Here is an 18,953-nt window from a genome sequence, read left to right on the forward strand (position 1 = left end):
GGCTTTATCTGTGTGAGAATTTTTCTGGAGCTGATAGCTCTAGTTTTCCATCCACATTGCGAAGGATTAAACCTTTGCGGGCAGCATTTCTTTCGAAGTAAGAATATATTCCGCTCCAGGCTGAAGAAAAGGGGTGCAAATTAGCATGGTCTATAAGTTTTTGGTAGGCGTTTTCGCCATCATTTGTGATAATTCTATCTACAATGGTAGACATTGGGAGCTCTTTGCCTTTTTCTAAAATTAACCAAAGCGTATTTGTTTCTAGCTCTATGGAATGGTTGAAAGCAAAGTTTGCTATCCAGTTATTCCAGTCCTTGGTTTCGATTTTTTCATGGCTTTTTAAATAAGTGTCTAGTGCTGCTTTTAAATTTTGGGCTGCCTGTATTGACCCAGCATTTGAGCATGTGAAGAGCAGTTTTATACGGTCTTGATTGCAGATGCCTTCAGATCTCATCAAGGATTCTGCGTGTGTGATAAGTTGTGTTGTGATTTCTTTGCAGGGTTTGCGATGCTTGAATGGTCCTGCTAGATTAAGGGTTTTGGATGCTTTTTCAGCTTGAAGTGTTGATTCATATTGTAGGGAGTTAATAATTTCAACTAAAGCACTGACCGGTAAAGGGCGGCTGAAAATTATTTTCATTCCCTGTAGTATGATTGTGTTTGGGAAGTATGGGGTTCTGTTAATCCAGGTGTGGATTTCACTAATATCAGCTGTTGTCAGGGCGTCTGTAGCAATTTGGGCGAAATCAGATAGGCCAATCGCTCCAAGGATGCCTTGGATATTAAGTCGAAGCTCTGGGTTGGTTGAGGGCGCTCGAGAAACTTCAGAAAGTAAGTCGATGATCTCATCAGTGACAAGTTGGTTGCGATCGCTGCTAAGATATTCTAGTGCATGGTTGTGATCAGGTTTTTTATTTTGTTGGCAAATTGTTCTGAAGTGATCTTTCCACCATGTTGTAGATGTATAAGCCTCGCTAAAGCTTTCCCAGATGTATTCGTGCTTTGAACAGTCGTCAACTGCTGCATCTATCAGTTCTGACTGAGAGTTGTCTGAGTGCTCTGCTGTGCAGAATGTCGCAGCGCATCTTACAGTTAAAGGAAGGGTTTTGTCGGTGGAAATTACTTTCCAGTCGATTGAGGGTTGCTCGCGTAGACGATAAAGAGTTTCGGCTATTACTGATGAAGATAAAGTGCTGCCAGCTTCTTGTCGCGCACGCCGAAGCAGGAGTTCGATTGCTTCGTTTGTAACAGCTTTTATTGCTGTGTGCCAGTCATAGCTCCAGAGCTCTCTAATGTCCTGTCGGCTGAGAACTGATTCCAGGCATTTGAGAGTTAACGCGCTGTCGGCCGCTCGTGCGAGAATAGTTGCTCGGCCGAAAAAAAAGTTGCTGCTGTTGGTTAATATATTGCGAATGTCGTCGTGAATTGGCTTGCAGAAGCCATCTGCAATCAAATTTGAAATTTGAGTGCTTGTTTGAAAACCTCCGCTTTTGAGGGCGCTAGCCAACTTTGATGCAATCGTGTCTTTTAGGTCTTTGCTGACTGTAGCACCGTTGGTTACGCACCTTGCGGCTAACCTTAGAGATGTGTGAAATATATCGTCTTCGTGTTCTATTTGTCGGCGTAGTAATGTGTCTGCATTATCGATTTTTTCCACGGCAAATTGAATGGCTTGAGCCCATGGGCGCCTGTATACGTTTTCGATCCAGTCTTCTGCATTGAGTCTGCCGGTATCAGCCAATACACAGCCTGCGAGATATTCTTGGATTGTTGGGATACTAAAAGCAAGCCGTGACCCTCTGCGTTCAAGTATCCCATTTTGAACTAATGTATCGATGCAGTCGTCACCGGTAGGGTCTCCGAGTTTCTTGCTCAGGCATGTGCGGATCAAAGAGTCAGGAACAGCAGCTTCGTTTCGCTCAAGAGATAGAGATGCAATCGCTTCAGAACCACATCGTAGTTGGGTTTTACTGATTTTCGACTTTATGACGCCCTTGTGTCTTTCGGGTGATAGTGCATTCTGAATATATAGCTCAAGCACTTCTGCTCTGCTGGTTGGAACTGTTCCGCTCTTGGGTAGAGTGCTTGCAAAAATCGCAAGAAATAACGGGATTCGACAGAGTGAGCTCAGCTCTTCGTAAGCATGGACATGTTGAATTTTGCTCTGAATATTGATTTCACCGCGAGCGCGGAGGTATGTCTCTAACATCGTGACCATTTGATCATAGTCGAGACGTTGTACGCGAAAAATTTTAAATTGTGGTGGGAATGAGGTCACCGAAGCGTCGCGCGCTCCAATCAATATCGGTGTGTCGGGGAAGCGCGCTACAGCACGCTCTATCATATTGATTAATGCTGCCCGTGCACCATCATTAAGCTCGTCAACCCCATCGATGAGAAGTACTGCACGACCTTGCTCACAAAGAGTCGTCCAATCGATGCTGACTTGATAGCGAGAGTTATATGTATCATTGAGATAGTCTTGGATTGTTGGATGCTCTGGCAAGACCTCGGCATGCATAAGTGCAGGGACAAATGAAGACTTTGTTGCTAGACGGCGCGCTGTAGCTCGGAGAATTGTCGACTTACCATATCCGGCGCCGCTTTCTAGAATGATAAGCCCCATCTCTTGGGATGGGAACTCCGATAAATCTATTTCATCGGTCGTATGATGGTGGTTGATCCACGGATCTTCATCCTCGAAGCTTGAATGTACCGCTTCTGCAAGCGGTACGACCGTGGGCCATAAAAATAAATCATCCTGGTGTAAGGATATAGCAGTACCTGGTACTCCAATGTGGTCGACTTGAGTGGCTATTGTATTGCAATATTTCTCAAGTCCATCATTGTGAGTCCCAAAAATACGCAAATTAAATTTGCTGAAAAGTGTTTCTGGCAACTCGCTTGCTCGGAAAGTGTGGCGAATTCTAGCTGCCCCGCCACAGCAGTCTCTTAAACGGCTAAGTAGTGCCGTCGGCTTTTCAGAGGCATTTGGCATCCAATCACGAGCTCTAGTCGTCTCAGCTATGTCTAGTGGTATGATTTCAGCACGTGTTCGCTTGATCACGGCGAATGCTTCGTCGTTAGGGACAGAGAGTGCGTTAACGATTAGGCCGGAAATCTTGAGTTGCTCTTGATTCAGAGCATTTTGCCATTCTTGAAAGTTTTCCTTTCCCTGAGCGCGTTCAAGTGTTTCTCGTAGGTTCTCTAGTGCCAAGCCCAAGGTGCCGAGGACCAAGAGAAATTGGTCTCGGTCACTGCGGCATTTGGCAAACTGCTGTTTGGCTGAGCTCCAGAACTTAATCCATGCCTCACCGTGAAGAGAGAGTTGCTCCTTCGCTTGAATATAAAGTGTCGAGCCGTCTGCATAATGGACGACGGTATCATCGATATCCTCAGGGGCTTCTACACGTACTGAGGTGATTCTGGACCCTCGATTAGTTGGCGGACGAGCGTCTAGTAGGGAGCCCAGGTAGAGCGCGGTGATGGTGTTTTGGTAATAAATGCCCGACTGTGTTGTCGGACCTCCGGACTCGGCCAAGGTGCGTCCCTGCATTTCGAATGGTTAAAGGCCCCGTAGGGTTGAAAGCCGCGTTGCAGTGGTCAGGCTCTCAGCCACCGCCATGCTTAGTATTAGCATTTGACCGCATAAGAAGTGCCTGATGCAACCCATCTCGCGAGGAGTTACTTTCCATGCAGTGCTAATGCTTTCTCCAAGGCCCAACCTGCATTTCGAGCACACCTCCCAAAGTTGCAAGTGACTCTGCGCGCTACCAAACAGTTTGGAGGCGACGTCGAGGTGCTGACCTATGATGCCAATACCCTGAGCACCTTCATCGTGGAGCAGGAGGCCAAGAGCGAGGCCAAAAAGAAGAGGTTCCGGTATTTCGAAGTGGTGTCGATCAAATCCATCTAGCGATTGTGATTCAGCTCACCGGATAGCCTGCGTCGGTAGAGCCGGTCTCATGTGAGGTCTTTCCTCGCTCACACACACTGAGCAAGAGGAGGGCGGATGAGGCACGATCGTAACTGCCGTGTCCTGTCCATGACGACCAAGCAGTTGCGCGTTACCCTTGGGTGAAACAACCTTCGACGCTGCTCCATGCAGTCGCTCGACTTCCTGCAAGGTCGGCCTGCTTCTCTACAATCCGAGGCGTCATGAACAACCAACTTGCCCGTTTGATTTCTGACTACCAGGCCAGTGTCCGAACGGCTGTGGAGCTCATGCAACGGTCTGGGATCCTGCGGCCTTCTACGTGCACCGACTGGGTTGAAACTGACATACCCGACCACGGTGAGCTTGAAGGTGGCATCCGCTATTTCAAACATGGCTTCGGCTGCGCGGTCCACTTCCCCACGGGCGCAGTAGATTTTGATTTTGGGGATCACGGCGAGATCCATGGGTACAACGTGGGGCGGCTCGCCGGTTTTTCCAACTCCAGGTTGCCGGAATATGGCTTTGCCACAGAGGACGCACTCAAGGAGTGTTTCAAAGAAGAGGTAGCGGCAGGCTCGCTGGTGTACTCGGGGTACATCCTTTACTACGTTGCAGACGCAGATTATTCACGATCGGTTTGAGGCAGGCATGAGCAGCAAACCACCGATGGAAATCGAGAGCGCCAGATACGACGAGTTTCTCGACCTATGGGAGCAAGGGGCGTTTGATCAGCAGCGACTGGGCCAGGCTTTCTATAACCATTTTCGACTGCATCGACTCACTGACCAGGCCGTTCTCCAGGGACTGTATGAGATTGATGGCGAAAAAGCTGGCGCCGTGATTTTCCGTGTTTTTCGGATCGGGTAACTTTCGATACCTACCACCGGCTCGACGCGTCAGTGATCATCAGGGGGGAGGGCGGACGAAAAAAATGCCCTGGGGCCGCTCACACTATCGCACCAACAGGCTCCTGCCGTGCAATGACGACACATTCTCAAAGGATTGAAACCATGACTCGCCAGCTTGGTCATCGCATCTGTGATCGATGCGGAGACACGATCACCAATTACTGCCCCACCGTCGAAACACTGTCGGCTATCGGTGCACTTGATGAGCCGGGCGAACAGGCTGTGTTCGACGAGATAGTCAGGCGTGAGGGTATCGACCCAGCCATCGTTCGGGAGTACTTCCAGCACCGGATGATTCTGCTCTGCAAGCAGAAAGTCGCCCATTGCTCGTTCTGCGGCGGACAGCTGAGAACCTGGAAAGCTCGACAGTGCATGCACTGCTTTAAGGATTGGCATTGATAGTCAGCGTTGGCGAGCAACCGAAGACCTGAAGCGTGATCAACAAAACGGGAAGCCAAGCTTCCCGTTCATCTCACCCTTCTTGAGCTGAAGCAACCTGGTGTTGAATCGCGTCGAGATATTGAGATCTCAGTTGGTCGGCCAACGGACCGAGTATCGGATTGGCCTTAAATCCCACCAGAAGCGTATCGATGATTGCAGCGACCCTCTCGGTGGCTGCGTCGACGCTCGAAGGGACAGAGGGATCAAAGCATATCGCCTCCAATTCCACGTCGAGCTGCTTCAAGACCGGCTCAGCCGCCTGCATTTGAGCGCGAACTACGTCTAGCGTTGAATGCATAGCTACATCCTTGGGGGCAGTAACGTCACGATTCCATTTGGGTCAGGTGATCTTGAAATTGATCAGGGCTCGGAGCGAAAGGAGCCGGTCACCTGCTGACATAAAACTGAAATCTGATTGTAGGCTACGTGTGAGGCGCGTTGTAGTAGGCAGCCTCCCTTGCAGGCAGTGCAAGGAGCCCTGGATGTGTTGTTTTGTAGGTAAGGTGTTGATTTTGAAGAGATGACCACTATCAGTGGTGTCAAAAGGCTTTGGTCGAAACCGACCTGCAGCCGCTGGAGCAGGCCTGCCTGTCTTCCGCGACCACCGCCCTGGAAAAAGTCGACACTCAATTGGTAGACTTGGCGCAGCGACTGCCAAAACGATCAGGCAAAAAAAAGCTGCCTTAGATGGCAGCAGGAAAAGAGCACACGTTCGATGTGTAAGGTGAGTATTGCTGTCGATGGGTTACAAAATAATGACGTATTTGTTGGGGGGCTGAGATCATTCCTCAAGATGGCTTGGCTACCGGTCTGTTGAGGCTGATAGGCAAGGGATGCGGTGCGTTGATGCGATCTTTCAGCCTTTTCACAAAGGCGTCGGCCTCCGCGTAGCTACGAAATCTGACGCGCCAAACGTTCATCACGACAAGCCAGCCAGCGTTTGTGTCCGCTTCTTCAATACTGATCAGCACCATTGGAACCCTTTCGTGAGGTGGATAGGCCAATGCCGAGCTCGGACTTCAGTGTTCATACCTTTACGAGATCTGCCCGTCGCTTCCCAATCAGAACCTGTCATTGGCGTTGATCGCTTTCATCTTACGGTTTCTTCAGTGATTCGATTCCCTTTCTGACGGACTCGGCGTTCAAGTCGAGTGTGGCGATGGCCCCAAGAACATGACTGGAAACGCCGGTGGATCCTCTCTGGTCTATCCACATCCCTATCGACTCGATGGCGTCGGCCAGCGCGAGCTGGTTTTCGTGGAGCTTTTCGAGAATATCAGGCAGTTGAGAGTCAGCTGGCATGGCGATATCTCCTCAGGGGAAATGTAAGCCTAGCAGCGTCAGAATGGGTGTGTCGGTACGTCGAGAGGTTGTGGTTCAACTGAGTTGGACATGACCTTGGATTGCTTATCTCAGTTTGAGCAGGTGTCAGGCAATCGCCCTCAAATGAACGGGAAGCTAGGTTTCCCGTTCATCAACTGAGCGTTGTCAGCGTCTGATGCTGACCGCTTGCTCATCCAGCAGCGAGTCCATCTTCAGCTGTGCCAACTCAATCAGATGCACCACCCCCATCGCGACCTTGCGGTTCGAACCGGTCTGGTTGTCGGCGTGCTCATAGGCCGTGGCCGCCGCGGATTGCAGAATCGAGTAGACGTTGGCCAGGGCGTCCTCGTGATACCTGGGTTCATTCAGATGATCATGCAGCACGGTGACAGGGGCCGGTTTCGAACCAGCGTCCGGACCGAGGTTGTAGTGAGACAAAGCCCGGTCGGCAATACGAGGGTCTATGCTTTCAACGTTGGAGGTTGCGGGCGGGTTGGGGGTAGGCTTGAACATAGTACGAGGTACTCCAAGTGCATGTATTGGAGCCGTCACCATCGCTACCAAACGATTTAAGGGTGGCGGCCGTACGCAGGTTGGTAGACCGGTGCACTAGGAACCCGGCGCGTCCGCGGACGCCCTGCGCACGACCACCATAAAGCTGAGGCCGAAAAAAAGCGCCTTGCTCAAGGTGGCGCTTTGCGCCTAGTTACACCGAGGGCTACCAAACCCTGCCACTGATGCGCAGTGACAGCTCGAAGATAGCCACCGGCGTGGGCAGGCGCAAGCGGTCAGGATTTTCTAGGAAATTTCACTCAAGGGAAAGAGAGAACTCTCGCTGGCCACTGAAATTGCCGGCTTCTATGCGAGGTCGCGAACGCCACTGACCCTGTGTTCGATCCTGCTGGTTGAAAAGGGCCGTTAATGGATGGCTGCTTTCGAGTCAATTTGGGCGTTGGTAGTAATGAGGGGGATGCAGAAAATTCAAATGCAGCCGTTACAGAGGCGCGTTTCAATTGAAGCCATATACCTCCTGCCGAAACCATTGCGCTAGAACACATAATGATCGATCTATTCATCGTTCTTCTGGAATTCCTGGGTCCTCTGGACTCTGTAGCTCAAGAAGACGGGCCGTCTACATGGGTACGACGTCATCGAAAGCTGATCAGGGTGTTGTACGTCCTTTGCATGCTTCCTGTGTGCGTAGCGCTCTTGCTGCTTTTTATCGACAGGGTGGCAGGCCTCGGCATCGGAGCGAAGAGCGTGGTAATGGTCGTGGTAGGGATGCAACTGATCGGTTTGTTTGTCCTACTGCTCCGGACGAGCAATGAATAGGAACCGTCGTCGGATAGGGACGTTGATAGGCATCGAATCTAGGTTGCAACCACTTTGCCATCATGGTTAAAGGGACCTGCTTTTCAATCGTTTTCCACTTTTGCAGGGATTGCTCATATGCGCGCGATTGCATTATTCACGTTCATTTTTTTGGCTTTTGCGATCACGCGTGCGCAGGCACAAGACGATATACGTCAATTCGACTTCGGGGCTTATCACCGCTGTTCGCTGAATGCAGGTGGGGCCGTCGAGTGTCTCGGCGAAAGTAATAACTTTGGTCAGATCGGAATTGATGACACTGCCAGCAATGGCTCACCGCGTCCGGTGCGAGTGATCGCTCGTGATGCACACAAGGTGGTCACCGGTAGCTTCTACACCTGCGCGATTGTGGGCGACGCATTGCAATGTTGGGGTGACATTCCGCCTCGGTACGGAGACACACACAAGCCAATCACGCTCATTGATCGAGAGGTTAGCGATGTTGCTGCGGGGAGTGATCGTATCTGCGCGATTGTCCATTCCTCCGTGCAATGTATCGGCATGGGCGGCCAAACCGACTCAGACGAATATCTGAATGCGCATCCAGCGCCGGAAACCATCATCGACAGCGGGGCCAGCTCGGTCGCCGCAGGCGAGGGCTTCGCATGTGCGGTAGCCAGTGGTGCGCTTGTGTGTTGGGGGCAAGTGCCTTCTTATGCGTTGCAGGGAGGCATTTTGCAATCGCTGCCGCCTATACGAGTCATAGAGCGTGGCGTTAGTGCGGTCTCGGCGGGCTCTAGTCACGTTTGCGCAATAGCGGCCGGCGCCTTGCGCTGCTGGGGCGACAACAGCCGCGGCCAAGTGGGTGTAAGCATTCCGGATATGCCGCCTATACGATCAGCACAACAAAGTGTCATGACTAACGGGGGCGAGCAACGCTGTGCACGCTACGACGATATGAGTATCAGGTGCCGCGTCGAGCATCCGGTTGAAGTCATCCACGATGGCGTTGATTCTGTCATCGCGAAAGGCGACGCAACTTGTGCGACGATGAGCGGTGCGCTCCTTTGCTGGGGGCAAAACGCCGGCGGGCAGCTCGGCATCGCTTCCGGCGGCAAGGATGTGACGACGCCGACTGTGGCGATTGAGCATGGTGTGAGCTTTGCCGCGACCGGCTCGCGCACGTGCGCAAGTGTCGATGGCTTGCTGCAGTGCTCGCGTCCCTGCGTGATTGTCCACGATAAGCCGCAATGCCCGTCCAATGCTGGCTTCGACACGGATAATCCAGCTTTCGGACTATCAGGGCTGGAGGCGCGGCTGGGTGTCTGGCAAGGGACGATCGGCACCCAAGAGATCATGGTATGCCTGCAACGCCCAGGCGGGGATGCGGCGTACTACTATCTCAAACACGGCATTTCTATTTCCCTAACACCGACGCCGGATTCCGCTGGCGCGATCTGGGCCGAAAACGATGTCGACGCCGACACTGATCTTTCAGTCAAGTGGTCACTCGATAAAGTCGAGGGCAATACACTGACTGGGCAATGGTCGGATGTCACCGGTCAGCGCAAGCTACCGATTCGTCTGGTGCGTGTCGAAACTTCCGGCGATCCAGGCGCGGACTGCGGCAGCAGCGAAGCTAACCCTGCACGAACAGTATTCAATGCGCCACGCATCGCAAAGCTGCCGGTCAAGGTTGACTCTCCGAAGGGGTATGCACGCAAGATTTCCGTAATGAATGGCAAGATTTCAAGTGTCGAGCTGATGGAGAGCACAAATGGCGCGATCGCTTTCAACCGAAAAATGCGTGCAGGGCTCTCTGAAAAACTGATCGATGCGTTCAACTGCCCATCGCATACGCAGCTTGCTGGTGAGTATAGCGATGAGATCAAGATCGAATGGCGTGCCGGAGCATGGATCGTGTTGCAAGAAAGCTACACTATCGACTGTGGGGGAGCGCATGGGTCTGACGGCCTTATTTTCCGGACGTGGAATCTGAAAAGCGGCCGAGAGGTTCAACCCTGGCAGTGGGTCGCCACGATGGGCACAGACGAAAAGTGCGCTTACCTCGATTGCACGCACCAGCCCCCTGACAAACTCAACGATCTCATTCTGGCTGCGGCGACACGTAATAAAGGCGGCGACGAATGCGCCGAAAGCGTGAACGACTATCGCAAGTCCGGTTTTTACCAAGTGCGTCCCTATGCCGGTGGCCTGATCTTCACGACGGATTTCCCGCATGTCATCCGAGCCTGTGACGAGGACATTGCCATTCCATGGGCCAAGGTTGCGCCCTTCCTCAGCCCCGAAGGCAAGAAGGCGATGCTCTCGATACGGAGCGCCACGATCGCAGCAAACCCCCAGTAATTCCTGGAGCCCTTTTTTACCTCCTTCGGCTGGGTTTCATGAAAATATGTAACACCTCATCGTCGTCATGGGCGTTTGTCGCAAACATAAAAAAGCCCGACAGCGTCGGGCTTGAGTGAGGTGCTGCTGTGGGGCGAGTCCAGGTCATGAATCAACCCGTTCGTCCTTGAGTGAAAGGAGCAGATACGGCACTTCTGTTTCCGTTTCCACCAGGTTGAGTGTCAGCTCCAGCGAGGACTGTTTCGTACGCCGTCCTGTATGCAGCCGCTGGTAGAGCCCGAAATGAACCTGACGAGCATCAGGCTGCCGGCTATGTGCTTTGCTCACGGCGTGCAACAGATCGAGCAGCCGACTCTCATAGGTTGAACCACACCGGTGCTGATTGCTCTGCACCGCTTTGTCCCAGGCCAGCGGCGTGACGGACAGTGAGTACTTCATCGCATTGGCGCGATCTTGGTTCGGTTGTGGGGACATGAGATTTCTCCAGTTCAGAGAAACCACCTGCCCCGACCGGGAGGTGATTTCCCGGTGACGGTTGTTGAGGCTTGATCAAGCCTTGAAGATCAGTGAGTGCAGCAGGTGACGCCTGTGTTGTTGAGCGCCATCAAGGCAAACGCTCGCCACCTGGGTGAGATCAAAAAGCCTCTCAGTTCCCTGGCTTTTTGACGGGCAAACCTCGCCGAGTCGTAAGAGTCCGAGCGCATGCGCTCCTTGGCTTGTTCGAGCAATGCCTCGATCCGCTCCTCAAGCGCACACACTTCTTCAGCGGTACGACAAGGACGCCGCCAAACGATCTCAGAGGGACCAATAACCCCCGAGAGCACCTGTTGGGCGTCATTGCTGTCACAGACCAAAGAACCTCGTGTGCGGGCCTCAGACCGGGTGTAATAGACCTCAACCGTGCGTGGGTCGAACGAAGCCGCCGCACTCAGTTTCGGATACGCATGCAGTTCGTCGAACCGTGAGATACAGAGCGCAATGGCGTCCTCAATCAGGCCGCAATGCCCCACCTCGTACGCGCAGGAGATCTGGTGGTAACCAAACCGCGGCTCTTCTTCCGGCAAGCTCATCACGCCGGTGCATTTGATCGTGAACTGACGCTGGAACGCGTCCAGACGCAGGAACGAATCGGGGGTGTAGGGATTCCGAATGAACGGAAACGGTAGACGCAACACATTCAGAGGTTTTTCCATGATGCTCTCCTGGGGCGGGATAGATCTCGCCCCATAGGGCAAGAGTCCCTATGGATGGATGTGAGGTTGAAACAGTGCTCAGGCGCCGCGGAGGGCACCCAACATCAATTGAGCCACGTGACGACGATCAGCCGCGCGAGCACGTGTGGCCTGTCCGTAGCCGTAGCCGGAGCCGCAGAGTGGGGTATCCGTCTTGCCGGCCTGACGACAGATCAGTGGCATGACTGAGGGTGTTGGGTGGGCGTGGCCGACAAGCACCACGCCCATGAAGTGAAGGCCGATCAGCAGCGGACATCGCAGGGAGCCGGTGTTCGATCAACGTGTCAGCTTCTGCACTGACGCGGTAGTAGGTGAGCCGTTGAGGCTCTTTGCAGTAGATATTGGGCATGGTGACTCTCCTGGTTCATGAAGCGGAACGCGGAGAACACTTCGCCCGGCGGGGAAGGATTCCCCGCGTGGGTGGGTACAACTGACGGTGTTAGTTCAGGTACTTCAAGGCACCAAACAGTAGGCTGCCAAAGGCGCTCAGCAAGAGAATCATACGTAGGGTGAGTTTGTTCTCCAGATTCGCAAGCTCTTTGAGGCGCTTCTCGCCGTCAGTTGTCAGCGTGTTGCGGACCTCAGAGATTTCGCTCTTCAGCTCAGCACGAAGCGTCGTGATACCCGCTTTCAGTTCTGTGTGAACCGTCGTTATGTCTGCTTTCAGCTCAGTACGAAGTGCCGACAAATCGGCCTTCAGTTCAGTACGAAGCGCCGTCAAATCAGCTTTGGTAGCCAGGACTGAGGTCATTTCTTTCTCCATCGCATCAATGACAGCAGTAGCGTGTTGCTCCGGGACGTTGGACGCAACCAACGCTTTGTATAAAGCCATTTCCACTTTCATGGAACCTCCAAAATTAAGGGAGGGCCCAGCCCATACGGGCGAGGCCCGTATGGGGGAAAACTGTGAACAGCAGCAGAGCTTCCATCGACAGCAGTCGATCGGTCGCGCTACCGGAAGCGTTGCGACCTGGGAGTGGATCAATGCGCAATGGCGCATCGTAGCTTCCCGGATCCAAGCTACATTGGCATGGTGCTGACAACGTCAGCGGTACGCCCCGATACAATGAATAACGCCGCAGGGGGCTGTCAAAACCCCAACTGCTACAAGCTTTTTCAGGTCGTTGGCGTAGCTACAGTGCGGGGAAAGGGGACTACAAATCGGGTTCCAGTGTCGGTGTAGGAACCGTGCCAATCGACGGGTCAGGCTTTGCCGAACGGCGCATGCGCAAGCGTAGGGTGGCTGCGTAGTTCCTCGCGATGTGCAATGAAACGGAACGCGGAGAACACTTCGCCCGACGGGGAAGGATTCCCCACGTGGGAGGGGCAAGCTGACGGGGTTAGTGCAGCGACTTAAAGCCGATCAGAAGTGCGACGATGATGACGGTGCCCATGACGATTGCCAACTGGGCGATCCGTAGTTCAAGCCTGTAGAACAGGGCTCTCATTTCAGTGCGAAGCAGTGCGATCTCCGCTTGCAGTTCGGTTTGGCCTCCCGAGGCATTGGCTTCGGGACCAGGGTTTGAACTCATTTTTTTCTCCAGCGCATCAATGACGGCGGTAGCGTTTTCTTCAGAGACATTGGCCGCGACCAACGCTTTGTACAAAGCCGTTTCCAGCTTCATCGGACCTCCAGGTTGAGGGAAGGGCAAGGCCCGTATGGGGAGACACAGTGAGCAGCAGTGCTTCCAGCGACAGAGGTCGAACGCTCGCGGTACCGGAAGCGTTGCGACCTGGGAGTGGATCAATGCGCAATGGCGCATCGTAGCTTCCCGGATCCAGGCTGCATGGGCATGTGGCTGACAGGGTCAGCGGTACACCTCAACACAATGAATAACGCTGCAGGGGGCTGTCAAAAACCCAACTGCTACAAGCTTTTTCAGGTTGTTGGCGTAGGTGCGGAGCGGGGGAGGAGGACTACAAATCTGGCTCCACGATTGGCGTAGGAACCTTGCTGATTGGCTGGTCAGTCTGTGTCGGGCAAGGCATACGCAAGTGCGCGGATGCTGCGTAGCTCCTCGCCCTGGGTTCTGACGTTCACGCATAAGCGGCGAGGGCGTCCATTGATGCCAAGCACGTCGGTTCCACAACATGCAGCTGGGGGAGTCGTCTACTCACCTGCGAAGTGAGTAGACGGTTTATGAACCTCAGTCAGGCTTGGCAGGGAATACGATTCCGTACTCAATGGGCAGTAGCAGGAGGGTGTAGCTCCTATCCGCCGCAGTGCAGATGCAGAGCTTTGTCTCGTCCCCAGCATCAATGCGGTAGGTCGAGAACAATCGAGTGCCGTTTCGTAGTGCTTGAAAGTTGGCCAGCTTGTCTTCCTCTTCCAGCTCGCCCCAGTCACAGACCCAGTGCCGCATCAGGTACGGAAGCGTGTTCAGTTGCACTTCTTTCTCAAGCTTACGAACACCGCGAGTCACCAACATTCGGCCAGGCTCGAAAGCAAGGACCGAACTCTTTTTTATATCCAGTGCGTCCAAGATTGCAGTAGCGATTTCTTCTGAGACTTCAGTCGCGAGCAACGCATCGTATATGGTCATTTCCATTTTCATCAGACCTCCAGATTTCAGGGAGGGCCGGCCCCTACGGGCAAGGCCCGTATGGGGTGAAACAGTGATCAACAGCAGTGCTTCCATCGACAGAGGTCGATCGGTCGCGCTACCGGAAGCGTTGCGACCTGGGGAGTGGATCATGCGCAACGGCGCATCGTAGCTTCCCGGATCCAAGCTACATGGGCATGGTACTGACAACGTCAGCGGTACGCCCCGACACAATGAATAACGCTGCAGGAGGCTGTCAAAACGCGAACTGGTACAAGCCATTTCCGGTCGTTGACACAGGTACAGAACGGGGCAGGGGACTACAAATCTGGTTCCACGGTCAGAGTAGGAACGTTTCTCGCAGATGGGGCGGGCTTTGCGGGGCGAAGCATACGCAAGCGAGCGGTTGCGGCGTTCCACCGAGACATGCTGAATGGCGAGGCCGTGCCTGCTCATTGACCTGTTGCGCCGATGCAGCCGAAACGGCGCAGCGGTGCAAGATCGGAAAGCGAGATTACAGTGCTGCTACCGCAAAAGGACGCCGCTGTAACCACGTAAGGTGTGTAAGGTAGGCGCTTACATGCGTTGCCTGTTTGGGAGCCTCTGACGCAGAATGCTAGCCAAAGGTAAGGCTAGGCATTCGCGGTGTTGCTCAATTGGCGTACTCGGCGACTTTTTACACTATTGATAAATACACCAGAAAGCTGGGAGTTTGGGCAGCATGGAACGCGTGAGCTATTTTCCTCGACATCTTCGTGTCATGAATGAAGACGAGCAGGCACAAAAAATCGATGAGCTAGAGCTAATCGCCATGCAGGGCCCAAAAGTCATACTCGGTGAGCCGGGAATGGGCAAGAGCGAGCTAATTCGGGAGGTTGGGCGTCGACTAGATATCAAGCCAATTTCTGCGATTCGCTTCATGCATCACGCCCGTCCGCAATCATTCGTCGTCGACGGTAAGCCTTTGCTGATTGACGGGCTCGACGAGGCAATGGCACGTCGCGAAGGGGACGCGGTGGATCTGATTCTCTCAAAGCTTGAGGACGCTGGATCTCCAGACTTCATACTCTCCTGTAGAGCCCGGGAATGGCAATCCCGCAACGAAAGCAACATGCGCCAGATATATAACATTGATCCTAAAGTGCTAATTCTTGAGGCACTTTCCCGTCAGGAAGCGGAAGCATTTTTGTGCCATCGTCATACGAAGGTTGATGCTCAGCACGTGCTCCGCCACCTAGAAGCTAATGGCGTCGCCGATCTGTATTCGAATCCATTAACGCTTGGACTGATAGGTCGAGTAGCAGAGTCGGATACTGAGTTGCCTCAAACACGTGCAGCTCTATTTGATCGCGTTTGTAGATTGATTTGGCCTGAGCACGACTCAGATAGGCAAGATCTCGGTCTTGGCGCTATTACTGAAGAGCAAGCACTTTCGGCAGCCGGGGCAATTGCAGCCGGGATGATACTTTCTGGTGCGGATGCAGTGAGCCTGGCGGGACCACTACAACTTGCAGACGGTGACATTCGCCTAGCCGACCTAGCTGCTCTACCTGGAGCTGGAGTAGGGAAGGAGATACTCTCCTCCAAACTGTTTCAGACCATTGATATTGGCCGGGCTACACCGATTCACCGTGTAATAGCTGAATTTCTAGGCGCTCGCTGGCTAGCTCAGGAAGCGAAAACTAGCCGAGCACAGCGACGATTGTTGAAGCAGCTAAACGGTAGCGGAAGCGTCCCCTCTAGCTTACGTGGCCTACATGCATGGATCGCATTCCACAGCGCATCGATGGCGAATGCGGTAATCACGGCAGATCCCTTCGGTGTCCTTCGCTACGGAGACGCCAATAGAATTACAGCCGAACAAGCAGAATGCATGTTCGACGCACTACAAAACTTAGCGAATGACGACCCTTTTTTTCGAGCGCAAGACTGGGAAAGCCGCGTAGCTGTGGGCCTGATGAATCCTAAGCTAAAAAGCAAAATTAAAATTTTTATTGTTTCTACCGATAACAACACGCACCTGCGCTTTCTGCTACTCGAGGGCTTGAAAGGAACGCCAATGGCGGGTGACCTTGCAGATACGCTTGAATCGATTGTCTTTTCTACAAAACATTTTTACAGCGAGCGTGCCGAAGCCTCAGCCGCACTAATGCCTCACAGAGACAAATCTTGGTGGCAGAGGGCAGTAGTAAACTTGGTTGACCAATGCACCGAGGATAGCGCTCGTCTTGCGCGCGATATAGTGGGAGAGATTGGATGCGACGTTTCAGATGAGGTGCTCATTACCACCCTTCTAACTAGTATGGGCCTGACTCGATGTTCTGTACCTAAACGCCCGCCAAGTAGAACAATCTCGCTGCCTCACTACCGGCGATTGGGAAAATCGTTGCATATAGATCGCGTTCATAATTTGCTTCATCTATTCACCGATTTTGCGGCGATGGTAAAAGACTTGGACCACCGAGGATCTAGTGATCTGGCCCAGCTCATTGCCCTATTAATTCTACGCTCAATCGACGAAAGCGCCCTCGATTCTGCTTCACTGCCGCTCATGTGGAAGTGGCTAGGGGCGGTGCATCACCTGTACGGAATGCAGGGAGAGGACGCAAAAGCTCTCAAAAATCGCCTTGACTCAAACAATTCGCTTCGACGCGCGATTCAGTTACACGTGCTCTATGTCGACCGTCCACAAAACTCAATCTGGGCGACCTCATTCGAACTGGCCAATTGCATGGCAGGGCTAAAGTCCGAAGACATTCTATGGCTGTTGGAGCGGATGGAAGACTGGGATAACGAAGACGTATCACTTCGTAGGGATTGGTGCGATCTTATGAGGCTTGGATTCCTGCAGATGGGGATGTGCGCGGCACTGCGCGCCACGGGCTTAGGGTTCCAACGTGACGATCAGGAGCTTCAGTCGTTTATTCATCAACTCGAAAATCCAGTAAAACAGAGCTGGCAACTCGAAAACGAGCGAACGGTGGCGCTTGAAAAAGAGCAAACACTCCGAATTCGCGAACAAGTTCGCCAGCACTTAGCAAAAGAACAAGCTTCCTTACGTGGCGGAGACCTCGACCAAATCACCACTCCAGCCAAGATTTATTTGGGGCTCGAATATTTTTCACTCGAATCCGGGAAAGGACTGGACGCGTTGAGAGAGTGGCTGGGAGATCAGTTAGCTGACGACGCACTCGTGGGCTTTGAGGCAGTACTCCATCGCCCTGATCTTCCCACACCGTCAGATGTAGCGAAAAGTTTTGCCGATGACGACCCTCATATTTTTGGTTACTCGATCATGGCGGGTCTTCGGGAAAGACAGCGCTCCAATCTTCCAGTAGATGACTTGGCTTTTGACACACGCAGAGTTGGACTTTTGCTTTGTCTTAGTGAAAGCATCATGTCATTAGGCGATGAGGTGTCAGTTCTGCGTGAAAAACTTATGCACTCGGTGATACCTGATGAGCGAGGCAGCGAGGCGTTCGCAAAACTCTGGCTTGAGCCGTCACTCAGAGCTGGCGTCGAGCACATTTCTGGGTTGCACAACTTTCTGAATGAAGGGGACTGGCACACCACCAGCGTCCGACTCTCGCATCACTGGCTTATGTCCATCAAAAACATGCCTGATTCCATTGAGAGCGATCTGATTGACTGCCTAGGTCGAGCGGGCAGCCTAACTTCTCTGGTGTCGATTGCAGAGCATCGCGAGAAGACCCCCTTCCGTGACCAGGATCAACTCCTAACCTGGCTAGCAGTCGATGTATTGACCAGATTCGATACTGTGAAGCCAACACTGTCAGGAATTGGCATCAATAATCCTGAATTCATCTGGCACCTGAGAGACCGTTTCGAGATCAAGAATCGAGGATCGAGGATCCCGGTGAGCATTGAACAGGCAAAATGGGTGATTGAGCAGTTTCGTACAGCCTGGCCGTTCGCGGTCTTGGAGGGCACAAGCTGGGGCAGTCATAACCCATATGACGCGACCGACTTCCTATGCGCACTGATCAAGCGAATAGCAAATGACACAAGTGCGGATGCCAGCGAAGCTTTCAGTGCCCTGATCGCGAGCCCTGATGACAGTTACAGCAATTTTATACGCCACATGGCAGCTGAGCAGAGACAGGCAAGAAGTGAAAAAGAATTTTCCCCCGTATCACCAAAAAGCCTTGGAGAGTTGCTGACAGACGGGCCTCCCTCCAATGCCGAAGATCTCAAATCTCTGGTGATGGAAGAGTTGAGTGTCGCCCAGAAAATATTGACTGGCGACGAACTCGATCAGGCTCGTGATTTTTGGCAATATGACGGCATACCTTACGATGAAAACCGCTGCCGCGACCGTCTAGCAGCCCTCATCAGACCCGCCCTAGAGCAATATAGCGTCCGCCAGCTGACTGAAGCGGATATGCCAAACACCAAACGTGCTGATTTAGCATTCGCGTGCGGCCAATTGCAATTGCCGATGGAAGTCAAAGGTCAATGGCATCCGGAGGTTTGGGACGCTGCAACCCTTCAGCTAGATCAACAATATCTTATCGATTGGCGTTCGGAGGACAGAGGAGTTTACTGCGTGCTTTGGTTCGGAGATCTGCCAACGGCCTCCGGAAGGAGACTGAAAGTCCCACCAGCAGGTCTCGAAACTCCTAAATCAGCCGAGGAAATGAAAGAGCTTTTGATTGACCGCATACCTGTACAGCGGCGATCGCAAATAGAGGTGGTGGTGCTTGATCTCACTGCTGGCAAGCCAAAGTCAAAGCCAGATCCAAAGCCAGATCCAAAGCCAAAGCCAAAGCCAAAGCCAAAGCCAAAGCCAAAGCCAAAGCCAAAGCCAAAGCCAAAGCCAGAACCAAGTAAGCGCCCGGACAACGTACCTTCTTGATCCCGGCGCTAGTGA

At 52.9% G+C, this 18,953-nt stretch carries 16 protein-coding genes; 6 read left to right on the top strand and 10 right to left on the bottom strand.

The genetic code is table 11. From position 1 onward, the window contains the following. Positions 1 to 4 precede the first annotated feature (4 nt). Positions 5 to 3,541, bottom strand: coding sequence for an NACHT domain-containing protein (locus NUH87_RS00720; RefSeq protein ID WP_338524254.1), 3,537 nt, complete (start codon positions 3,539 to 3,541; stop codon positions 5 to 7). A gap of 216 nt (positions 3,542 to 3,757) precedes the next feature. Here NUH87_RS00720 and NUH87_RS00725 point away from each other — a divergent pair, with 216 nt between their 5' ends. The 4 genes from NUH87_RS00725 (at position 3,758) to NUH87_RS00740 (ending at position 5,244) form a co-directional block, all read left to right on the top strand. Beyond that, positions 3,758 to 3,916 carry a hypothetical protein gene (locus NUH87_RS00725; RefSeq protein ID WP_338524255.1) on the top strand — a complete coding sequence of 53 codons (159 nt, stop codon included), beginning with the start codon at positions 3,758 to 3,760 and terminating at the stop codon, positions 3,914 to 3,916. 242 nt (positions 3,917 to 4,158) lie between these two features. Beyond that, complete coding sequence (locus tag NUH87_RS00730; RefSeq protein ID WP_338524256.1) at positions 4,159 to 4,578, top strand: DUF6896 domain-containing protein; 420 nt, start codon at positions 4,159 to 4,161, stop codon at positions 4,576 to 4,578. A gap of 7 nt (positions 4,579 to 4,585) precedes the next feature. Beyond that, positions 4,586 to 4,804: a hypothetical protein gene (locus NUH87_RS00735; protein ID WP_338524257.1), complete on the top strand. Its 219-nt coding sequence runs from the start codon at positions 4,586 to 4,588 to the stop codon at positions 4,802 to 4,804. Between the two features lie 143 nt (positions 4,805 to 4,947). Continuing rightward, the gene (locus tag NUH87_RS00740) at positions 4,948 to 5,244 is read left to right on the top strand and encodes a hypothetical protein (RefSeq protein WP_338524258.1); all 297 of its coding nucleotides are present in this window, start codon (positions 4,948 to 4,950) and stop codon (positions 5,242 to 5,244) included. 73 nt (positions 5,245 to 5,317) lie between these two features. Here NUH87_RS00740 and NUH87_RS00745 read toward each other — a convergent pair whose 3' ends face one another. The 4 genes from NUH87_RS00745 to NUH87_RS00760 all read right to left on the bottom strand — a co-directional run bounded on the left by NUH87_RS00745 (position 5,318) and on the right by NUH87_RS00760 (position 7,122). Next, positions 5,318 to 5,584: a hypothetical protein gene (locus NUH87_RS00745; RefSeq protein WP_338524259.1), complete on the bottom strand. Its 267-nt coding sequence runs from the start codon at positions 5,582 to 5,584 to the stop codon at positions 5,318 to 5,320. 490 nt (positions 5,585 to 6,074) lie between these two features. After that, entirely contained in the window at positions 6,075 to 6,260 is a 186-nt protein-coding gene (locus tag NUH87_RS00750) for a hypothetical protein (protein WP_338524260.1), read from the bottom strand. 121 nt (positions 6,261 to 6,381) lie between these two features. Beyond that, positions 6,382 to 6,588: a hypothetical protein gene (locus tag NUH87_RS00755; protein WP_338524261.1), complete on the bottom strand. Its 207-nt coding sequence runs from the start codon at positions 6,586 to 6,588 to the stop codon at positions 6,382 to 6,384. Between the two features lie 186 nt (positions 6,589 to 6,774). Then, positions 6,775 to 7,122, bottom strand: coding sequence for a DUF6124 family protein (locus NUH87_RS00760; protein ID WP_338524262.1), 348 nt, complete (start codon positions 7,120 to 7,122; stop codon positions 6,775 to 6,777). A gap of 936 nt (positions 7,123 to 8,058) precedes the next feature. Between NUH87_RS00760 and NUH87_RS00765 the strand changes: the two genes are divergently transcribed. Then, positions 8,059 to 10,287 carry an RCC1 domain-containing protein gene (locus NUH87_RS00765; protein ID WP_338524263.1) on the top strand — a complete coding sequence of 743 codons (2,229 nt, stop codon included), beginning with the start codon at positions 8,059 to 8,061 and terminating at the stop codon, positions 10,285 to 10,287. Between the two features lie 144 nt (positions 10,288 to 10,431). Here NUH87_RS00765 and NUH87_RS00770 read toward each other — a convergent pair whose 3' ends face one another. The 5 genes from NUH87_RS00770 to NUH87_RS00790 form a co-directional block, all read right to left on the bottom strand. Next, complete coding sequence (locus NUH87_RS00770; protein ID WP_338524264.1) at positions 10,432 to 10,761, bottom strand: hypothetical protein; 330 nt, start codon at positions 10,759 to 10,761, stop codon at positions 10,432 to 10,434. 89 nt (positions 10,762 to 10,850) lie between these two features. Beyond that, entirely contained in the window at positions 10,851 to 11,480 is a 630-nt protein-coding gene (locus NUH87_RS00775) for a hypothetical protein (RefSeq protein WP_338524265.1), read from the bottom strand. Between the two features lie 478 nt (positions 11,481 to 11,958). After that, positions 11,959 to 12,363: a hypothetical protein gene (locus NUH87_RS00780; RefSeq protein ID WP_338524266.1), complete on the bottom strand. Its 405-nt coding sequence runs from the start codon at positions 12,361 to 12,363 to the stop codon at positions 11,959 to 11,961. Positions 12,364 to 12,859: 496 nt separating this feature from the next. After that, the gene (locus tag NUH87_RS00785) at positions 12,860 to 13,144 is read right to left on the bottom strand and encodes a hypothetical protein (RefSeq protein ID WP_338524267.1); all 285 of its coding nucleotides are present in this window, start codon (positions 13,142 to 13,144) and stop codon (positions 12,860 to 12,862) included. 522 nt (positions 13,145 to 13,666) lie between these two features. Next, positions 13,667 to 14,074 (bottom strand): hypothetical protein, encoded by a 408-nt coding sequence (locus NUH87_RS00790; RefSeq protein WP_338524268.1) that lies wholly within the window; start codon positions 14,072 to 14,074, stop codon positions 13,667 to 13,669. A gap of 709 nt (positions 14,075 to 14,783) precedes the next feature. Between NUH87_RS00790 and NUH87_RS00795 the strand changes: the two genes are divergently transcribed. Beyond that, positions 14,784 to 18,938: a hypothetical protein gene (locus NUH87_RS00795; RefSeq protein ID WP_338524269.1), complete on the top strand. Its 4,155-nt coding sequence runs from the start codon at positions 14,784 to 14,786 to the stop codon at positions 18,936 to 18,938. Positions 18,939 to 18,953: the final 15 nt, after the last annotated feature.

This window comes from Pseudomonas batumici (genome assembly GCF_036585405.1).
In the GTDB taxonomy this organism is placed as follows: domain Bacteria; phylum Pseudomonadota; class Gammaproteobacteria; order Pseudomonadales; family Pseudomonadaceae; genus Aquipseudomonas; species Aquipseudomonas batumici.

Bases quoted from the DNA above. Each gene is read 5' to 3' on its own strand.
- NUH87_RS00775 (WP_338524265.1), bottom strand. From the start codon at position 11,480: ATGGAAAAACCTCTGAATGTGTTGCGTCTACCGTTTCCGTTCATTCGG.
- NUH87_RS00740 (WP_338524258.1), top strand. From the start codon at position 4,948: ATGACTCGCCAGCTTGGTCATCGCATCTGTGATCGATGCGGAGACACG.
- NUH87_RS00735 (WP_338524257.1), top strand. From the start codon at position 4,586: ATGAGCAGCAAACCACCGATGGAAATCGAGAGCGCCAGATACGACGAG.
- NUH87_RS00730 (WP_338524256.1), top strand. From the start codon at position 4,159: ATGAACAACCAACTTGCCCGTTTGATTTCTGACTACCAGGCCAGTGTC.
- NUH87_RS00755 (WP_338524261.1), bottom strand. From the start codon at position 6,588: ATGCCAGCTGACTCTCAACTGCCTGATATTCTCGAAAAGCTCCACGAA.
- NUH87_RS00750 (WP_338524260.1), bottom strand. From the start codon at position 6,260: ATGGTGCTGATCAGTATTGAAGAAGCGGACACAAACGCTGGCTGGCTT.
- NUH87_RS00765 (WP_338524263.1), top strand. From the start codon at position 8,059: ATGCGCGCGATTGCATTATTCACGTTCATTTTTTTGGCTTTTGCGATC.
- NUH87_RS00760 (WP_338524262.1), bottom strand. From the start codon at position 7,122: ATGTTCAAGCCTACCCCCAACCCGCCCGCAACCTCCAACGTTGAAAGC.
- NUH87_RS00780 (WP_338524266.1), bottom strand. From the start codon at position 12,363: ATGAAAGTGGAAATGGCTTTATACAAAGCGTTGGTTGCGTCCAACGTC.
- NUH87_RS00795 (WP_338524269.1), top strand. From the start codon at position 14,784: ATGGAACGCGTGAGCTATTTTCCTCGACATCTTCGTGTCATGAATGAA.
- NUH87_RS00790 (WP_338524268.1), bottom strand. From the start codon at position 14,074: ATGAAAATGGAAATGACCATATACGATGCGTTGCTCGCGACTGAAGTC.
- NUH87_RS00785 (WP_338524267.1), bottom strand. From the start codon at position 13,144: ATGAAGCTGGAAACGGCTTTGTACAAAGCGTTGGTCGCGGCCAATGTC.
- NUH87_RS00770 (WP_338524264.1), bottom strand. From the start codon at position 10,761: ATGTCCCCACAACCGAACCAAGATCGCGCCAATGCGATGAAGTACTCA.
- NUH87_RS00745 (WP_338524259.1), bottom strand. From the start codon at position 5,584: ATGCATTCAACGCTAGACGTAGTTCGCGCTCAAATGCAGGCGGCTGAG.